Genomic DNA, 16,060 nt, shown 5'->3' with positions numbered 1-16,060 from the left:
CCCGTCACCCTTTTCAAATTAAATTTAGTAAAGTAGAAAAAGATATTAGTAGTGAATTTTATGATGTAGATACCTACAAAATTCCACTATTTGCATATTATTATAATACAATTATAATGAAATTAATAGAATTACTTAAATATTATTTTAATTTTTAATTGGGTGTGATTATAATGATTTCTGAAGGTTTTGAACGATATTCCAGGCAAATTTTATTTCCTAATATTAATCAATCAGGACAACTAAAACTTAAAGACAGTAAAGTTGCCGTGGTTGGTTTAGGAGCACTAGGGACAGTAATTGCCAATCATCTAACACGAAGTGGTGTTGGTTATTTAAAAATTATCGATAGGGATTTTGTTGAAATGAGCAATTTGCAGCGGCAAATGTTATACGATGAAAATGATGCACTTGAAAATAAACCCAAAGCTATTGCAGCATATGAAAAATTAACTAAAATAAATTCTTCTATTATAATTAAACCCTACGTAACAGATATTCATTCATGGAACGCTGAAGAAATTCTTAGCAATGTTGACATCATTGTAGATGCTACAGATAATTTTCAAATCCGTTATATTATGAATGATGTTTCAGTCAAATATAAAATCCCGTGGATCTATGGTGGTGCTGTTCGCTCTCGGGGGATGTTTGCTGTTTTCCATGGACACGGTGGACCTTGTTATCGCTGCCTGTTCCCTACTCCCCCGGTCGTGCGTGGTGATACATGTGATACAGTAGGTGTTATTTCGCCAATCACAAGTATAGTGGCTAGTTATCAAGCAACAGAAACAATTAAATTAATAGTTGGAGACAAGCAACACAGTAATTCTAACCTTGAGCAATTCGATATCTGGTTAAACGACGATATGAGCATGGAGCTTACGAATAGTAAAAATGATCAATGTACTGCTTGTGTTCATGGTAAATTTGAATTTCTAAGTTCAACTTCCTCTCATTCAGAAGATTATTCTACCTTATGTGGGCGAAACACTGTCCAAATATCACCGAAAATAGAAAGCACTATAGACCTAGAACAAATGGAAAAAACACTAGCACAAATAGGAAAAGTTGAAAGAAATCCATTTCTATTAAAATTTCATGTTAATACGATAACGATAGTTCTTTTTAAAAACGGAAGAGTGCTAGTACAGGGAACCGAAGATATAACAGAAGCAAAATCTTTATATCACAAATATATAGGTAATTAAATTAGTAAAACGCAGTTAATAGTGACTGCGTTTTTATATTTAAATAGTAATAATAATATATTTATCTACTAATTTAGCCTCAGTCTTCTTCGAACAACTATGGGTATTTTGATTCCTTTTTCTTTCTCTAGAAAAATTAATAATGAATAAATGTACAAGTGCATAAGTTGGTTTGGAAAGGAGGCGATTCGATGGAAAGGTACCCACTTTTATTTTTGTCATGTATTTTTGCTGGGTTTGCTTTAATTAAAGTACCGTTAACCGGTTTCTTACAACCTTTAAGTCCGTTAGCTTTTCTAATTGGTGTACTTTCAGTATTAGTATTTTCTTGTATTCTAATCTTTAATGGCATTATGGTTTTGGTTGGTCGAAAACGATAATAATCATAATTCAAATGCATAAGATGCACTCAAAACGCATGGTTAATGTCATCACCATGCGTTACAGATTTGATTAGTTTATTTATTGTCTTAAGCAAAATCCGTAGAAAAAAAACAATCCCCCGTAGTTTCTGTTAGTATAGTCCACTTGCAAATGGTACAAGCTGCTCCCCCTCAACTTACAACCAATTAATAATTAATTTTCTACAATTTCATGTGATAAACACAATATCATGTATATTTTTGTCGACTTTTCAGACAATTCGCCTGAATCTTTAAGAATACAAAGGATTTGGGAGGGATTAATAATATAAACTACCTGAATAAAGCTGAGTCTAGAATATTCTCAATTATGGATGTATTTCGTAAAATAACTGGTTTGATTATCCAATCCAATCGATGTTAGCATTAATAAGCGTAAGGTTAAAAAAATTATTTTAACCATTCGAAAAACTTATCACTCAAAGGTGAGGTGGAACTTTGTCAACTGAAAGTACAATAACAACGAATTCAAATTCAGTGTTAGTACAAGAGAAAGAAATTACAATTGATTTTGTAAATCCAAACGCAAAAGATGGTTCATCAATGTGGAAGCTTGTCAAAGAGTCGGGTGCTCTTGATTTAAATTCACCCTACAGCTATTTAATGATGTCAAAATATTTTGAAAATACGTGTATTGTCGCTAAGCACGAAGAACAGTTAGCTGGATTTGTTACCGCTTTTATTATGCCTAACCAGCCAGATACTGTGTTTGTATGGCAAATAGGTGTTTCACAACAATATCAAGGTCAAGGAATTGCAACAAAAATCTTACAAGCCCTCCTTGATTGTGAAAGTTGTGAAGATGTGAAATTTTTAGAAGCAACAATTTCCCCTTCTAATATTGCATCCCAATCCTTATTTACAGGATTAGCAAAAAAGAAAAACACTGACGTTAAAATTTTTGATTGTTTCCCTGAAGAATGGTTCCCCGAAGGTAATCATGAATCTGAACTGACGTATAGAATTGGACCATTTTAAAGGGAATTTTCTTTTATAAAGCGGGAATGGAATAAATACTTATACTTATGCTATGAAATAGCTTAGCTTTACAAAATAACGAAAGAAAAACTGGAGGTTAATTATAACTAATGAAACCTAATAATAAGGAAAACCCAATGTCGATTTTTGAACAGTTAGAGTCTGAAGTACGTGCGTATTGCAGAAGTTTCCCCACTGTTTTCACAAGGGCATCAGGAAGTAAAATGTGGGATGAAAATGGAAAAGAGTACATTGACTTTTTATCTGGAGCTGGTTCCTTAAATTATGGACATAATAATCAAAAAATGAAAAAGAAATTAGTGGATTATATTTTGGATGATAATATTACACATAGTCTTGATATGGCCACTGATGCAAAAAGAACATTTTTAAAACGCTTTAATGAAGTGATCTTAAAACCTAGAGATCTAGATTATAAAATTATGTTTCCAGGACCAACCGGTACAAATACCGTTGAAAGTGCTTTAAAGCTTGCCCGTAAAGTAACCGGAAGAACGAATATAATCAGTTTTACAAATAGTTTTCACGGTATGACAATTGGTTCACTTTCTGTTACAGGAAATTCATTTAAACGTAAAGGTGCCGGAGTACCATTACAAAATTCCGTATCTATGCCATTTGATAATTATATAGACGAAGATTTCGACACAGTGGAGTATCTCGAGCGATTTTTGGAAGATAACGGTAGCGGCGTTGATAAGCCGGCTGCAATGATTCTCGAGACAGTCCAAGGTGAAGGCGGCATCAATGCAGCACGCTTTGAGTGGTTAAAGCGCATCGAACAGGTTTGTCGCAAGTGGGATATTCTTCTTATTGTAGATGATGTCCAGGCTGGGGTTGGACGTACAGGTACATTCTTTAGCTTTGAACCCGCTGGAATTAAACCTGATATTGTTTGCCTTTCGAAATCTATTGGCGGATACGGTTTACCATTAGCCCTTACCCTATTTAGACGTGATCTTGATGTTTGGGCACCAGGCGAACATAATGGTACGTTCCGAGGCAATAACCATGCTTTCGTAACAGCAACAGAAAGTTTAAATTTCTGGGCCGATACGTCTTTTGAAAAAGGAATTGAAGAAAAATCCGAGATTATAACAAATTTCTTAAAGGATATTGTTAAGAAATATCCTGAGATTAAAGGTGACGTTCGTGGCCGTGGCTTTATGCAAGGTATCGGTACCCAGGATGAAGGATTGGCTGAAAAAATATGTGGTGAAGCCTTTAACCGTGGTCTTATTATGGAAACATCTGGACCTAACAGTGAAGTATTTAAGCTCTTCCCTGCTCTAACGATTGAAATGTCCGAATTAAAACAAGGATTAACTATTATCGAAGAAAGTGTAAAATCAGTTGTCAAATCACAAGCGAAAGAACTAGCAACTGCTTAATATAAAGAAGACTCTATCAAGGGGACTTCTCTGCTCGATGATTAGTCGAGATCAAACATAACAACCGCACAATAAAAACTAGGAGGAATAGTAATGAAAGTAGTTAAATTAGAAGAAATACTTGGAACAGAACATGATGTAGATGGTGGTACATGGGTTAGTCGACGATTAATTAACAAAAGTGATGGTATGGGCTATTCAGTAAATGACACGATAATTAAAGCTGGAACTGAAACACATATTTGGTATCAAAATCATCTCGAAGCCGTTTATTGCATTGAAGGTGATGGTGAAGTTGAAACATTAGCAGATGGAAAAATCTACAAAATCACACCAGGTACTCTTTATGCGCTTGACAAACATGATGAGCATCTATTACGTGGCGGCAAAGAAGATATGCGCGTAGTCTGCGTATTTAATCCACCACTGTCTGGTAAAGAAGTACACGATGAAAACGGTGTATATCCTGTAGATGAAGACTAATTCTTAAATTAAGTGGGAGAGGGTTGCCCTCTCCCTTATTTATATTAGATATCCGAATTATTCTACGTAAACAGCTGTTCCATAAGCAATGATTTCGGAAGCATTTTGCATAACAGCAGAAGTTTCGAGTCGTACAGTGACAATGGCGTTAGCACCCTTTTGTTTGGCATCTTCGACCATTCGTCCAATCGCTATTTGGCGAGCTTGTTCCATCATTTCAGTGTACTCTTTTATTTCCCCACCTACTAATGTTTTTAATCCCGCTAGTATATCCTTACCTACATGCTTAGACTGTATAGTACTCCCTCTTACGAAACCTTTTAACTCTTTTATTTCTTTACCATGTACTGTTTCAGTAGTCACTATAATCATGTTCATCTTCCTCTCTCTTTTCTTTTATTCGTTCTTTTACATATATGGCAATCAAACCAATAATGCTCAATCCATAACAAATAAAAAGAAAAATAGCAAACGTTTTGTTAAGAAACAAACTAAAAATAGCTGAAAATTGAAAAATAATAATTAAAAAAATAAACAGATATTTCAACTTTGACATAGTCTTTTCCCCAATATCATTGTAGTTTTTTCCATTATTATAGGTTCTATTCGCATTCTATGCAATTATCTTTTTATTATTAATATGCTGCTTAACTATACCCAGTATAAAAAACTCTATCTCCCGGATAGAGTTTTAATACTTTTCCATTACTATTAATCAAAGGACGTAAAACCTGTTGGTACCGAGTTTAATCCGTTCAATAGATTAAGCTGGATTGGGATTTTCATTACCTTTAATTTTCCTTTTTTCCACTTTAACCTTCTGCTTTTTCGCAGCTAGTTCCTTACTAAAGTCCTTTAATACAGAGAATGCCATCAATATTAATACAAACGTTAAAGGAAAAGCACTTACAATGATGGCTGTTTGCATTGCATCTAATCCGCCTGACCGCATTAGGATTACCGCTGAAGCGGATAAGAAAAATCCCCATACAAACTTAACAACGTTAGGAGGTTCTAGGCTACCAAAACTAGTTTGCATCCCTAATACGAATGTAGCCGAATCGGCTGATGTGACAAAGAATGTTGAAATTAGTAGCAAAGTAATTACCGACAATACCCCTGTAAATGGCATTTGCTCGAACACATAAAATAATGCTGTTTCCAAGGGTTGATCACCAATATTTGTTCCTTGATAAAAGTCAAAATAGATTGCAGTGCCACCAAATACTGCAAACCAAAAGATACAAACAATGGTAGGAATAACTGATACTGCAAACACAAACTCACGTACAGTCCTTCCTTTTGAAACACGAGCTATGAACGTACCTACAAAAGGGGCCCAAGCAATCCACCAAGCCCAATAAAAAATAGTCCAACCTTGAACCCATGAGGCTCTTTCTGCATTAAATGGCGCTAACCGCAATCCCATGCTAGGAAGATTTTGTATATAGCTGCCAAGAGTGGTGGTAAATATATTTAATACAAACTGCGTAGGTGCAAGGATAAGAAATGCAATTAATAGTATAAGCGCAAGAATTAAATTTGCATTACTTAAATATTTGATTCCTTTTTTAATCCCAGTACCCGCAGAAAGAAGAAATAACACAGTTACAATTACGATGATAATCAATTGAATAGAGAAATCATTTGGAATTCCTGTTAAGTAACTTAAGCCGCCATTAATTTGAGCAGCTCCTAAACCTAACGATGCAGCTACGCCAAAAATAGTTGCAAACACAGCAATTGTATCAATTGCAGTACCTATTGGTCCTTTTGCTTTATCTCCTAGAATAGGAGTTAAGGTTGCACTTATTAACCCTGGTGCTTTTTTCTTAAACTTATAATACGCTAACACAAGGGCAATTGTACTGTATATCGCCCAAGCATGGAATCCCCAATGAAGGTATGTGTAACGCAATGCCTGTGTAGCCGCTTCAGTTGTACCACCCTCACCTAATGGTGGGGTATGGAAATGCGAGATGGGTTCGGAAACACCATAAAACAATAAACCAATTCCCATTCCTGCACTAAAAAGCATCGCAAACCATGTAGCCCGATTGAATTCAGGTTTATCATTTTCATCACCTAATTTGATGTTCCCATATTTACTAAAGATCAAAAATATCGCAAATAATAGGAAAAAAGTAGCTGATAGTTGATAGAACCATCCAAACGAGTTTAGGAAATATGCTTTAGTAGTATCCATTATTTCACCTAAATGAATTGGTGCAACAACACCCCAAATGACAAAGGCAGTTGCTATAACTAGTGATATCCAAAATACATTTGATACTTTATCCTTCATAGTATAGACTCCTTTTCAGTACAATATTTCTAGTGAACGCTTGTTTAGTTCTAAAGTTAGCTTAACCACAAAAGGAATACATATACTCTGTTTGAAATGTGGATATTAAGCGGACCCAAACAAAAAAAATGCATGTGAATCTGATCTTAGACTCCATGCATAATTATATATTTACTTATGTTTCACCAATATAGCATTGCTTATTTCTCGGCCAGGCTTTGTAAGATACATCCCATTATAATAAAGCCCGCTAGATGCCCCTCCATCTAAGTTTATAGCTTGATAAGCTCCCGCCTTGAGCATCATCTCCGCAAGTTCATGGATGGTTGCTCCCGAAGTTGTAAGGAAAAGAAGTTTATTATCCTTTGTTACTCCAATAGCACTCCTTGCGGCTTTATCTTTAATAATTTTCATATCTTGAAACCCTTCATTTTCAAAATTAATTGAGACTTTCCCATCTGTAATTAAACGCGGCCCTGCCCCTATAGCTCCATCTGTCGATTCAATACTTAAACTTTCATCTACCACCTGATAGGATACGGTTGTCCCTATTTTAAAACGATCATGTAAATTATGAACCTCTGTACCGATCAAATTAATGACGAATCCATCTTTTGGAATTTTAACATTACCATTTGTAATATGAACTACTTTCCCTTTTTCAACGACTATATTTGTTCCGTAATCAAACCCAACTTCATCGCCACGCTCTGGTGTATATATCACAACGCTTGCACTAGAATTAAATTGAGGCGTACGATTAATCCAGTACGAATACCAATTGTTCGGCCATTTTGCAGAACCATTAGTAGAACCCACTATTTCCGGGTTGGCTATATTAAAAGTTACATTATTTTTTTCATCAAATGAAATAACTGTTCGCTCTTTTCCAACATGAACAATTTTTCCATCTATAATTATAACCCCATATGGCTCTTTCAAATCGGTATAAGCATCAAAAAAACTTCCATTTATCGCTACTACAGCATCATGTTGTTTTGCTATATTTTCAAGGCTATCCACAGCACCAACTTTATTTTTCGCAAGTGCGACACTTAAATCGATAGCAGGACTAGTTAAGTCAACTGTAATTATATTTGAACTGATTTTGTTTCCTTCTATAATAAAGTTTTTTTCAACATGATTAAAGGCAGATCCACTATGTTGTTTTGTAGCATCTGTAGACATAGAGGGACTAAGCAGCTCAGTGGTTAATGTTATGATTGAAGTATTAGGAATTTGAATCTGCACACTAGCAGTTTTTGGTTCCCAGTCAATGTCTGCACCTAATACAGTTGAAACAAACCGTAACGGAACATATGTAATACTGTTCTTAATGAATGGTGCTGTATCTATCGTTTTAGTCCCTTTGTTTACTAAAACTTCTTGTTCACCAATTGAGAGTAATATTGTGTTTTGATCATCTTCAATTGAAACTGTATACTTTTCACTATCCCAATTAACCTTCGCACCAAGATTTTCACTAACAAAACGAACGGGCACAAAGGTACGATTAGTTTTACTATCTAATAAAGCCTTTTCAGCTGCAGCTGCTGGGTAAGGTGCTAAAAGGATGTACAATCCTACTAGTGAGAAAACTATAGTATTAATATATTTTAAGTTCATTATTCTCCCCCTTTTCCTAAACTATATAATAATCATACAACATTAACAGACATAATTTCCTATAATTTAGAGAAATGGGTAGAAAGTATCGTATTACTTTTATACAAATCACTTAAAAATTAATTAGTTACAGTCCAAATTGTTGTATATGTGTTCCTACTAGTAAATGCACAGGATTAATATATTTAAAACTAATGTTCTTTGGACTAGTCAACTCTTTAAGGTGTATCTCAGATGATGCAGTTAACGAAATCTCTTCAATGGCTAAAGAATTCATAACGTAAGCCGGTTTTATTTTTATCTTTGTTAGATGAGATGATAAATCCTCTTGCTGAACGTCCGCAAGTGTTTCATTAACATAGGATTGTGAAATATAGGTTCTACCATTATAAATAAACATTTTTTTCGTTTTTGGAAGAGGTTGTCCATCCACAATTATCGATTTAGTTATTGGAGTTACATCTATATTCTTGATAAAACTTTGATCATAGCTCTCCCTGTGTTTATACGCTTTCAAAAGTAGCTTTTTGGTATCTTTATATCTTCCTATTGATGTTCCTTTTAATATTGCCGTAAAATAACGATGGCCATTATATTCAGATACAGTTACAAGTGTTCGACCAGCTGCATCGGTGTAGCCTGTTTTTCCACCGATAACTCCTTTTGTAGCAAAGGATGAATTCTTCAGAAATTGATTCGTAGTTCTCCATGTTCTTGTGATTTGTTTCCCTTTTTTATTTTTATATACGGCCTTATATGAAGAGGTATTAATGATATCTAAAAATCGTGGATGATCAGCAGCTGCCTTTAATATAACAGCCAAATCATATGGAGTTGTATAATGATCCGGGTGATGATATCCATGCGGATTTACAAAATGTGAATTTCCAGCACCTAACTCATTAGCTTTTTCATTCATTAATTTAGCAAATTCAGTTTCAGATCCTGCTATATGTTCTGCTATGGCGAGTGCACTGTCATTCCCTGAGTATAATAATGTTGCATATAACAATTGCTCTAGTGTTAACACATCCCCAGGTTTGATAAATACTCTTCTACTATCAATCGGTAACTGCTTAACATTGTCCGATACGACAACTTCTTCGTTCAAATCACCTTTCTCTAAAGCAATTAATGCCGTTAATATTTTAGTCGTACTCGCAGGATAAAAAGTTGCGTGGCTATTTTTTTCAAACATGATATTTTGCTCATTATCTTCTATAACAATTGCCCCGCCTGATTTAATTCGTTCAGTGAAGGTTATATTAGGCCGTGGCTCAACCGACTTACGATCGCTATTGCTTTCTAACCTTATATTTTCCATACTAGTGTTATCACTCTTAATGATAATAGTATTAGTTTTTTTATCAACATAGATTTTTTTATTTAAGCTTTCTGTAATAACTCTTAATGGTAAATATGTTTGCCCTTCAAATATAATTTTTGGATCTTCAGCTTTTAATTCTGCATTCTTCATCTCAACAATTAAATCTTTGAGTATAGCCTTTCCATGCATTTCTTCAGCATATATAGCCGGAGCGACTACGAAAAATAGAAAAAGAATAGTAGAAAGTTGTATTGATATTTTATGCACGGCATTCATCCAGATCCACTCCATCTTAAAGTTATAGTTGATAGAAATGTATGAGCCGAACTCTCTTAATATGCTATTAAAAATTTTGTAAGAAATCGCACTAGTCTATTAAATATTAAAAATATAATCATTTATAACCGGTTAAAAGTTATAGTATTTTGTCAACAATGGTAGCTAACCGATTTAATTGTAGAAAAGCTTTTCGCGGAGTGATAGCCTTGAACTTAATCAAATTGCAGATCGTTATCCTTAGTTGTTTCTCTTTAGCTGATGGGTATTTAACTTATATTGGGGTTTATCACAATGTAATTTCTGAGGCTAATCCATGGATGGGATTCTTATTAACTGAGCACCCTATGTATTTCTTTTTAGTAAAATGCTTTCCATTTCTTTTATTTTTTTTACATGCAGCATTTAGAAAAAGACTATATTTTGAAGTTTTAACTTTTGTGAACATTTTATATTTCGAAATCATTATTCTACATTCATACTGGATTACAAAAGCTTATTAACATAAAAAAATGCTTGCCAGATGGGAGGGCACTGAAAAACCTGACGGTTTTTCAAAGTATCAAGGATAACAGACAGAAAAAGACGACTCAAATTCAAAAACTGAATTTATTGAGTCGTCTTTTTTTGATATTTTGACTGTATAATTCTTTTACTTAATCCATTAACTTCAGTATTCTTTTTAAATTTACTGCGAATATTGCCATTGCTCCTTGCATCTCCATGCCAATTAGACCCGAGGATTTTGCAACATTATACCCGTGTCTGTTTTTCAATTCACTATTTTTAGCTTCTATTTTGTAGCGCTCTTTCGACTTTTCTTTAAAATATTCACTTTCTTGAAAGTTCATTTGTTCTGTATGTACATCGGATTTAATCGATACAGAATAACTCTTACTCTTAGCGCCCTCTTTGTAACAACTTTCCTTCAAAGGACATATCTTACATTTTTCCACATCAAAATAATAAGTGTCAACTTGATTAGTTGATACACACTTTTTCCCTTGACGTGCTTTTCTAATTGCCATATGCCCAGCCTTGCAGACATACATTCCTGCATCTTTGTTAAATTCAAATTCATCTTCTTTTTTTCGGCAGCCCTGCGTAACTGCTGGATTCAACTTAGCTACTAACTTTATTCCATTGTTTTTGGTATACTCAATATTTCCTTTTTCTGAATAAGCTGCATCTCCAATTATAGTCTTAACTTTCATTCCTGCACGTACCGTTTTTTCCACTATAGTCTCTAATTGTTTTCCATCATTTTTTTCACCAGTTGTTACCGTTGCTGCAGTAATAATTCTTTCTTCACTCATACCTATATGTGTCTTATAACCAAAAAAGGAAGAGTCCGCCGACTTATGCCCAATCTTCGCGTCTTCATCTTGTGAAAGTTGTAAATGTTCTATATCATCATCCAATGTCTCTTTTAAAAGATTTAATTTTTCTTTAACTTTTGGATACTCACAAAGTATTTCTTCCTTTTCAACTACCTTAACTAGTTTTTGACAGTATTCTATCTGATCTTCTAATACATCAGAATTGGTTTTGCTTGGAAATTTACATTTCATATTTACATCTATTTGGTAAATCGTCTTTCTAAGTAATTTCGATCGGTCCATCAAAACTTCTTTTGCTGATTTTTGATTATAACGAGCTCCTGTATGTGTGGCGTCCACAATGAGAGATTTACTTTTTAGAATGCCTTTAGCAATTGCAATTTCAACAGTTTTATTTATCAGTAAATCTAAAAGATTAATATCTTTTAAACGTAATTTCCGAAACTTCGTTAAAGAACTTGGTTCAATCACTGGGTCTTCTGGTGCCATATCAAGAAAATATTTAAACGACATATCATACTTTGAACGTTCAACAATATCAACATCGGATATATTGTAAATGGATTTTAACAATAGATATTTAAACATACGAATAGGGTGGATCGCATTGCGTCCATTATCATGACAATATTTATCTTCAAGTTCTTCATAAACAAATGAAAAATCGATTAGATCGTTTATTCTGCGTAGAAGGTTATCCTTTGGAACAACCAAATCATAAATTTGCATATATGGACTTAAATTCATCATCTCTTGTTTTTGTATCATCCAATCCACCCACTTGAAATTGATACTATAATTATACAAGAAAAAAGGTATAATTCCTCAAATATATGAGAATTATACCTTTTTAAAATTTTAAGGACTTTTTCAGTGGCCTCAATCAACTGGAACCTCTTTTTGTAAACTTTATACAGTTAATCTCTTTAATTATCCGTTACTTGTATTTCCCAACTCTTTATTTACTTGCACAGCATTATACTTCTCGACAAACTCTTCTAGGGTTAAGTTATTTTCAAAAATTTCAGTTGCAGCTTCTAAGCCAACATAGCGTATATGCCATGGCTCGTATTTGTAACCGGTAATCAGCTCTTTACCCTTCGGATAACGGATGATGAACCCAAATAAATGAGCATTTTCTTGTAGCCATTCCCCTTCTACGGTAGTACCAAACTCTTCTTCTAATTGAAAATTTTGTTCTGAAGTCGTGACATCCATCGCCAACCCCGTTTGATGCTCGCTTTCTCCTGGGAAAGCAACAACTGTATTCGCTTCCTCCACTCCAACAACGGCTGCTTTCGCGTTAAAAAGTCCACTTTGTCTCTCAAAAGATCTGTAACCAGAGGCAGCAAGAAGAGGGATTCCATCTTCTTTTGCTTTGTTAAATAATTTCTCAATTGCCTGTGCCGCTTCTGCTCTAATATATCTTTTAGGAATATCCTCTTCAAAGTAAAAGGGTATGTTGGGAATAACTAGATCAGTAGGTTCATAACTAGATGGTAACAAATAATTCTTGTTTACAACTGCCATTATATTATCAGGATTAACGATTGTTCCTTCATTCACTATTGTGGGAATAACGATAGATTTCAATGATTCGTCCTGATTATTATTATTTTGTGCTTCAATACTTTGATTTGTATGCTCTTCTTCACTAACTACAGTTTCGTTTAAAATCAATTGTTCATCTTGTTGCACAGTCGTTTCTTCGCTTCCATTTACGGTACAACCGCTAATAAAAAGTCCGGATAAAGAAACAATTAAAATTATTTTTTTAAAGCCCATTTTTTGCTCTCCTCTAAATGCTTTTTGACTCTATTATTCTACCACAAATTATTTATCTAAATTAATAAGGAAACAACAATAAAAACATATGACAATAATATACATTGCCATATGTTTTCTTTTTAAGATCACCTATAAATTTAATTCTTTATTTGCCATCCACAACTTCTTTTAGTATTTCATACGACCTTTTTTGTTTTTCTGTATCATAGATATACGAGACTACCATTAGTTCATTAACATTATATAGTTCTTGGAATCTAGTTAATTGTTTTCGTATCGTATTTTTACTGCCAATTAAACTTATACTTGTTCTTGCATGAACCATTTGTAACTCGCGCGGGCTCATCGTTTGATAGATGCTTTCATCTGGGGGCATTAACGGTAATTCTGTTCGACGAATAATGTTTAAACCAAATTGGTGCATCGTAGTCGATTCGAGAATTGCTTCTTCATCCGTTTCAGTTGCAATTACATTTAGACAGACAATCATATACGGGGCATCTAAATATTGTGACGGCTTGAAGTGATTACGATAAATGGAAATCGCTTCTGGCATATGTGTTGGTGCAAAATGGGATGCAAATGCATATGGCAAGCCTAACTCTGCTGCTAAATAAGCTGAATCCGTTGAGGAACCTAAAATATATAGCGGTACGTTCGTGCCTACTCCAGGAAAAGCTCTTACATCACCTTGCTGTTCCATCGGTCCGAAATATGTAAGTAAAGATTTAACATCATCTGGAAATGTAAATGCCGAATCATATTGAGAACGTCGTAATGCATAGGCGGTCATCATATCTGTACCCGGGGCCCTTCCAAGGCCTAAATCAATGCGATTAGGGTAAATCGTTGCCATCGTTCCAAATTGTTCAGCAACTACTAACGGAGAATGGTTAGGAAGCATAATGCCACCTGAGCCTACGCGAATAGAGTGGGTATGCTCTAACGTATGTTTAATCAAAATAGAAGTTGCTGAACTAATAAGTCTTGTCGTATTATGATGCTCCGCAATCCAAAAGCGTTTATAACCCATCTGTTCTGTTGCTTGTGCCAAATCTACCATTGAGTCAATAGCTTCCTTTACTTCTTGTCCTTGTCTCATAGGTACAAGATTTAACACTGATAAAGGTATTTGAATGTTTGCCATTTATTTTTATCCTTTCTTTTATTAGATTTACTACTATACTAGCAATAAAAGTCAACGATACAAACTTTTATGCCTAGTTAAATTGTTTCGCACTTTACCCCTAAAACGCCATCAATCGCTTTTAAATCCATATGAACATCAGTCGTATATCTTTTCTTATTAACTCGTACTAATAGTTCTAAAATAACCGTTTCTTTATTTTCTAAATCGTCAACCTTTACATGGTCAACCGCCACCTCAATAGCTTTTATATCTTTAAATATTTCAGTCATATTTCTTTCCTTTTTGATCGTCATTTTAATACGTATTGATTTTTCATTCAGCCTTCTAGGTCCGATTAATTTTATTAGGAGAGGTAAAAGTTCTACACTGACAATGATTAAAATCAAACTTAGAATTGCTTCTTTATAAAATCCTGCCCCTGTCGCAATTCCAAGTCCAGCTGCACCCCAGATCATTGCTGCCGTTGTAAGACCACGTACAGAGAGACCTTGAACTAAAATAGTTCCTGCCCCAATGAAACCAACACCGCTAATAATTTGCGCTGCAAGGCGCATCGGATCCATCATTACACCTGATTCTTTTTTAAAAGTATAGGCGGCCTCAATTGATACAATCGTTAATAAACAACTGCTAACAGCAATAACAATGGATGTTTTTAGTCCAAGTGGCTTGTTTTTTAGTTCTCGTTCCAGACCTATGATCACACCTATAATAGTTGATAACCCTAATTTTAATAACAAACCTAGTGAAACAACCATAACTTCCCCTCACTAACATTTAATTTACCTTGCTTTTTTTATTTATTATATACTTAATTTAGTAGCTGTGTATCTCATTTTCCTTTTACTCTCTTAACATAAAATTTTCAAGTAAGAACAAAATCAAGATCCTTGTTTTTAATTAAAGATCTTGATTCGTTATCCTATTCATCAATCCAAATTCTTTTCCAGCAAAAGCACTTCTTCTAATAATCGATCTGCTATCAATTCGTATCCTACTGAATTTGGATGAAGTGAATCACTAAAGAAGTCTGTTTTCGGTCCATTTATAAATAGATCAATAGTAGGTACAAATACACTTTCGTCATATTCACAAGCAGCTTCTAGAATTTCATAATTCCATCGTTCTATACAGCCTTGAATGTCTTTACCGTTGTGATATTCCACATAGGGATGATACAATCCCAGAAGAATTATCGGAGCTGTCATATTTTTATTTCTTAGGTTATTCAGAATGGCATGTATATTAGCTGAAAAACTACGCCTACCTTCATTCATTTTATTTTCATCCAGCTGTGCAAATTCATAGTCTGCACTTTTTCTAAAATCATTTGTACCGATGTAAAGAATTATATAGTTTGCATGTTTAATTTGCTTTCTTATCGTTTCATCCTTTAGTTGTTCTAATACATCATGTGTTGTATATTTTGGTATTCCGTAGTTGTACATTTGAACAGGAAAGCCGGTTTTTTCTTCAAATTTAAATTTGAACCGTTGGATATACCCCTGTTTGGTAGGATCACCAGAACCATGTGTGATCGAATCACCAAAAGCTACAATGTTTAAGTTCTTTGTACTTGCAGCGGAATTATCCATCCTTGAATATGTAACAAATATAAGTAAAAAGATGCAAGACATAACGGTATATTTTGTCATTAGAAAAACTCCTAATATTTTCTTATTAGGAGTTTATCCAGTGTTCCATATCCTCATGTGCATTCTTTATTAAAAAGTTTTTTGTTC

At 34.2% G+C, this 16,060-nt stretch carries 16 protein-coding genes; 6 read left to right on the top strand and 10 right to left on the bottom strand.

Annotated elements, in window-relative coordinates:
• Nucleotides 1-173 precede the first annotated feature (173 nt).
• The 5 genes from C1724_RS19935 to C1724_RS19915 all read left to right on the top strand — a co-directional run bounded on the left by C1724_RS19935 (nucleotide 174) and on the right by C1724_RS19915 (nucleotide 4,506).
• Nucleotides 174-1,211 carry a ThiF family adenylyltransferase gene (locus C1724_RS19935; protein ID WP_102348525.1) on the top strand — a complete coding sequence of 346 codons (1,038 nt, stop codon included), beginning with the start codon at nucleotides 174-176 and terminating at the stop codon, nucleotides 1,209-1,211.
• Between the two features lie 191 nt (nucleotides 1,212-1,402).
• A complete protein-coding gene (locus C1724_RS19930; RefSeq protein WP_102348524.1) occupies nucleotides 1,403-1,591 on the top strand; it encodes a hypothetical protein in 189 nt (62 codons plus the stop codon).
• Between the two features lie 480 nt (nucleotides 1,592-2,071).
• Nucleotides 2,072-2,611 (top strand): diaminobutyrate acetyltransferase, encoded by a 540-nt coding sequence (gene ectA, locus C1724_RS19925; protein WP_258000474.1) that lies wholly within the window; start codon nucleotides 2,072-2,074, stop codon nucleotides 2,609-2,611.
• A gap of 110 nt (nucleotides 2,612-2,721) precedes the next feature.
• Nucleotides 2,722-4,023, top strand: coding sequence for a diaminobutyrate--2-oxoglutarate transaminase (gene ectB / locus C1724_RS19920; RefSeq protein WP_258000473.1), 1,302 nt, complete (start codon nucleotides 2,722-2,724; stop codon nucleotides 4,021-4,023).
• A gap of 93 nt (nucleotides 4,024-4,116) precedes the next feature.
• Entirely contained in the window at nucleotides 4,117-4,506 is a 390-nt protein-coding gene (locus tag C1724_RS19915; RefSeq protein ID WP_102348523.1) for an ectoine synthase, read from the top strand.
• Between the two features lie 57 nt (nucleotides 4,507-4,563).
• On the opposite strand, the gene C1724_RS19910 is transcribed toward C1724_RS19915, so the two are convergent.
• The 5 genes from C1724_RS19910 to C1724_RS19890 all read right to left on the bottom strand — a co-directional run bounded on the left by C1724_RS19910 (nucleotide 4,564) and on the right by C1724_RS19890 (nucleotide 10,040).
• Nucleotides 4,564-4,878, bottom strand: coding sequence for a YbjQ family protein (locus C1724_RS19910; protein ID WP_102348522.1), 315 nt, complete (start codon nucleotides 4,876-4,878; stop codon nucleotides 4,564-4,566).
• Entirely contained in the window at nucleotides 4,859-5,062 is a 204-nt protein-coding gene (locus C1724_RS19905) for a hypothetical protein (protein ID WP_102348521.1), read from the bottom strand. The genes C1724_RS19910 and C1724_RS19905 overlap by 20 nt, the downstream gene beginning before the upstream one ends.
• A 207-nt stretch (nucleotides 5,063-5,269) precedes the next feature.
• Nucleotides 5,270-6,811: a glycine betaine uptake BCCT transporter gene (locus C1724_RS19900; protein WP_102348520.1), complete on the bottom strand. Its 1,542-nt coding sequence runs from the start codon at nucleotides 6,809-6,811 to the stop codon at nucleotides 5,270-5,272.
• 171 nt (nucleotides 6,812-6,982) lie between these two features.
• Nucleotides 6,983-8,437 carry a phosphodiester glycosidase family protein gene (locus C1724_RS19895; protein ID WP_102348519.1) on the bottom strand — a complete coding sequence of 485 codons (1,455 nt, stop codon included), beginning with the start codon at nucleotides 8,435-8,437 and terminating at the stop codon, nucleotides 6,983-6,985.
• A 127-nt stretch (nucleotides 8,438-8,564) separates the two neighbouring features.
• On the bottom strand, nucleotides 8,565-10,040 hold the full coding sequence (locus tag C1724_RS19890; protein WP_180994362.1) for a stalk domain-containing protein: 1,476 nt from the start codon (nucleotides 10,038-10,040) through the stop codon (nucleotides 8,565-8,567).
• Between the two features lie 209 nt (nucleotides 10,041-10,249).
• Between C1724_RS19890 and C1724_RS25775 the strand changes: the two genes are divergently transcribed.
• A complete protein-coding gene (locus C1724_RS25775) occupies nucleotides 10,250-10,543 on the top strand; it encodes a DUF5658 family protein (RefSeq protein ID WP_102348517.1) in 294 nt (97 codons plus the stop codon).
• A 153-nt stretch (nucleotides 10,544-10,696) separates the two neighbouring features.
• Here C1724_RS25775 and C1724_RS19880 read toward each other — a convergent pair whose 3' ends face one another.
• The 5 genes from C1724_RS19880 to C1724_RS19860 all read right to left on the bottom strand — a co-directional run bounded on the left by C1724_RS19880 (nucleotide 10,697) and on the right by C1724_RS19860 (nucleotide 15,973).
• Complete coding sequence (locus C1724_RS19880; RefSeq protein ID WP_102344916.1) at nucleotides 10,697-12,148, bottom strand: IS1182 family transposase; 1,452 nt, start codon at nucleotides 12,146-12,148, stop codon at nucleotides 10,697-10,699.
• 162 nt (nucleotides 12,149-12,310) lie between these two features.
• The gene (locus tag C1724_RS19875; protein WP_102348516.1) at nucleotides 12,311-13,165 is read right to left on the bottom strand and encodes a M15 family metallopeptidase; all 855 of its coding nucleotides are present in this window, start codon (nucleotides 13,163-13,165) and stop codon (nucleotides 12,311-12,313) included.
• 148 nt (nucleotides 13,166-13,313) lie between these two features.
• The gene (locus tag C1724_RS19870; RefSeq protein WP_102348515.1) at nucleotides 13,314-14,315 is read right to left on the bottom strand and encodes an LLM class flavin-dependent oxidoreductase; all 1,002 of its coding nucleotides are present in this window, start codon (nucleotides 14,313-14,315) and stop codon (nucleotides 13,314-13,316) included.
• 77 nt (nucleotides 14,316-14,392) lie between these two features.
• Complete coding sequence (locus C1724_RS19865; protein WP_102348514.1) at nucleotides 14,393-15,076, bottom strand: MgtC/SapB family protein; 684 nt, start codon at nucleotides 15,074-15,076, stop codon at nucleotides 14,393-14,395.
• A 171-nt stretch (nucleotides 15,077-15,247) separates the two neighbouring features.
• A complete protein-coding gene (locus tag C1724_RS19860) occupies nucleotides 15,248-15,973 on the bottom strand; it encodes a GDSL-type esterase/lipase family protein (protein WP_102348513.1) in 726 nt (241 codons plus the stop codon).
• Nucleotides 15,974-16,060: the final 87 nt, after the last annotated feature.

This window comes from Bacillus sp. Marseille-P3661 (assembly GCF_900240995.1).
Taxonomy (GTDB): Bacteria; Bacillota; Bacilli; order Bacillales; family Bacillaceae_J; genus OESV01.
The sequence above is the reverse complement of the archived record's forward strand: the minus strand, read 5'-3'. Positions and strand labels throughout refer to the sequence as shown.

What these genes read in the sequence shown, in the direction of transcription:
- C1724_RS19935 (WP_102348525.1), top strand. Translation starts at nt 174, where the DNA reads ATGATTTCTGAAGGTTTTGAACGATATTCCAGGCAAATTTTATTTCCT.
- C1724_RS19930 (WP_102348524.1), top strand. Translation starts at nt 1,403, where the DNA reads ATGGAAAGGTACCCACTTTTATTTTTGTCATGTATTTTTGCTGGGTTT.
- ectB (WP_258000473.1), top strand. Translation starts at nt 2,722, where the DNA reads ATGAAACCTAATAATAAGGAAAACCCAATGTCGATTTTTGAACAGTTA.
- C1724_RS19915 (WP_102348523.1), top strand. Translation starts at nt 4,117, where the DNA reads ATGAAAGTAGTTAAATTAGAAGAAATACTTGGAACAGAACATGATGTA.
- C1724_RS19910 (WP_102348522.1), bottom strand. Translation starts at nt 4,878, where the DNA reads ATGATTATAGTGACTACTGAAACAGTACATGGTAAAGAAATAAAAGAG.
- C1724_RS19905 (WP_102348521.1), bottom strand. Translation starts at nt 5,062, where the DNA reads ATGTCAAAGTTGAAATATCTGTTTATTTTTTTAATTATTATTTTTCAA.
- C1724_RS19900 (WP_102348520.1), bottom strand. Translation starts at nt 6,811, where the DNA reads ATGAAGGATAAAGTATCAAATGTATTTTGGATATCACTAGTTATAGCA.
- C1724_RS19895 (WP_102348519.1), bottom strand. Translation starts at nt 8,437, where the DNA reads ATGAACTTAAAATATATTAATACTATAGTTTTCTCACTAGTAGGATTG.
- C1724_RS19890 (WP_180994362.1), bottom strand. Translation starts at nt 10,040, where the DNA reads ATGAATGCCGTGCATAAAATATCAATACAACTTTCTACTATTCTTTTT.
- C1724_RS19880 (WP_102344916.1), bottom strand. Translation starts at nt 12,148, where the DNA reads ATGATACAAAAACAAGAGATGATGAATTTAAGTCCATATATGCAAATT.
- C1724_RS19875 (WP_102348516.1), bottom strand. Translation starts at nt 13,165, where the DNA reads ATGGGCTTTAAAAAAATAATTTTAATTGTTTCTTTATCCGGACTTTTT.
- C1724_RS19870 (WP_102348515.1), bottom strand. Translation starts at nt 14,315, where the DNA reads ATGGCAAACATTCAAATACCTTTATCAGTGTTAAATCTTGTACCTATG.
- C1724_RS19865 (WP_102348514.1), bottom strand. Translation starts at nt 15,076, where the DNA reads ATGGTTGTTTCACTAGGTTTGTTATTAAAATTAGGGTTATCAACTATT.
- C1724_RS19860 (WP_102348513.1), bottom strand. Translation starts at nt 15,973, where the DNA reads ATGACAAAATATACCGTTATGTCTTGCATCTTTTTACTTATATTTGTT.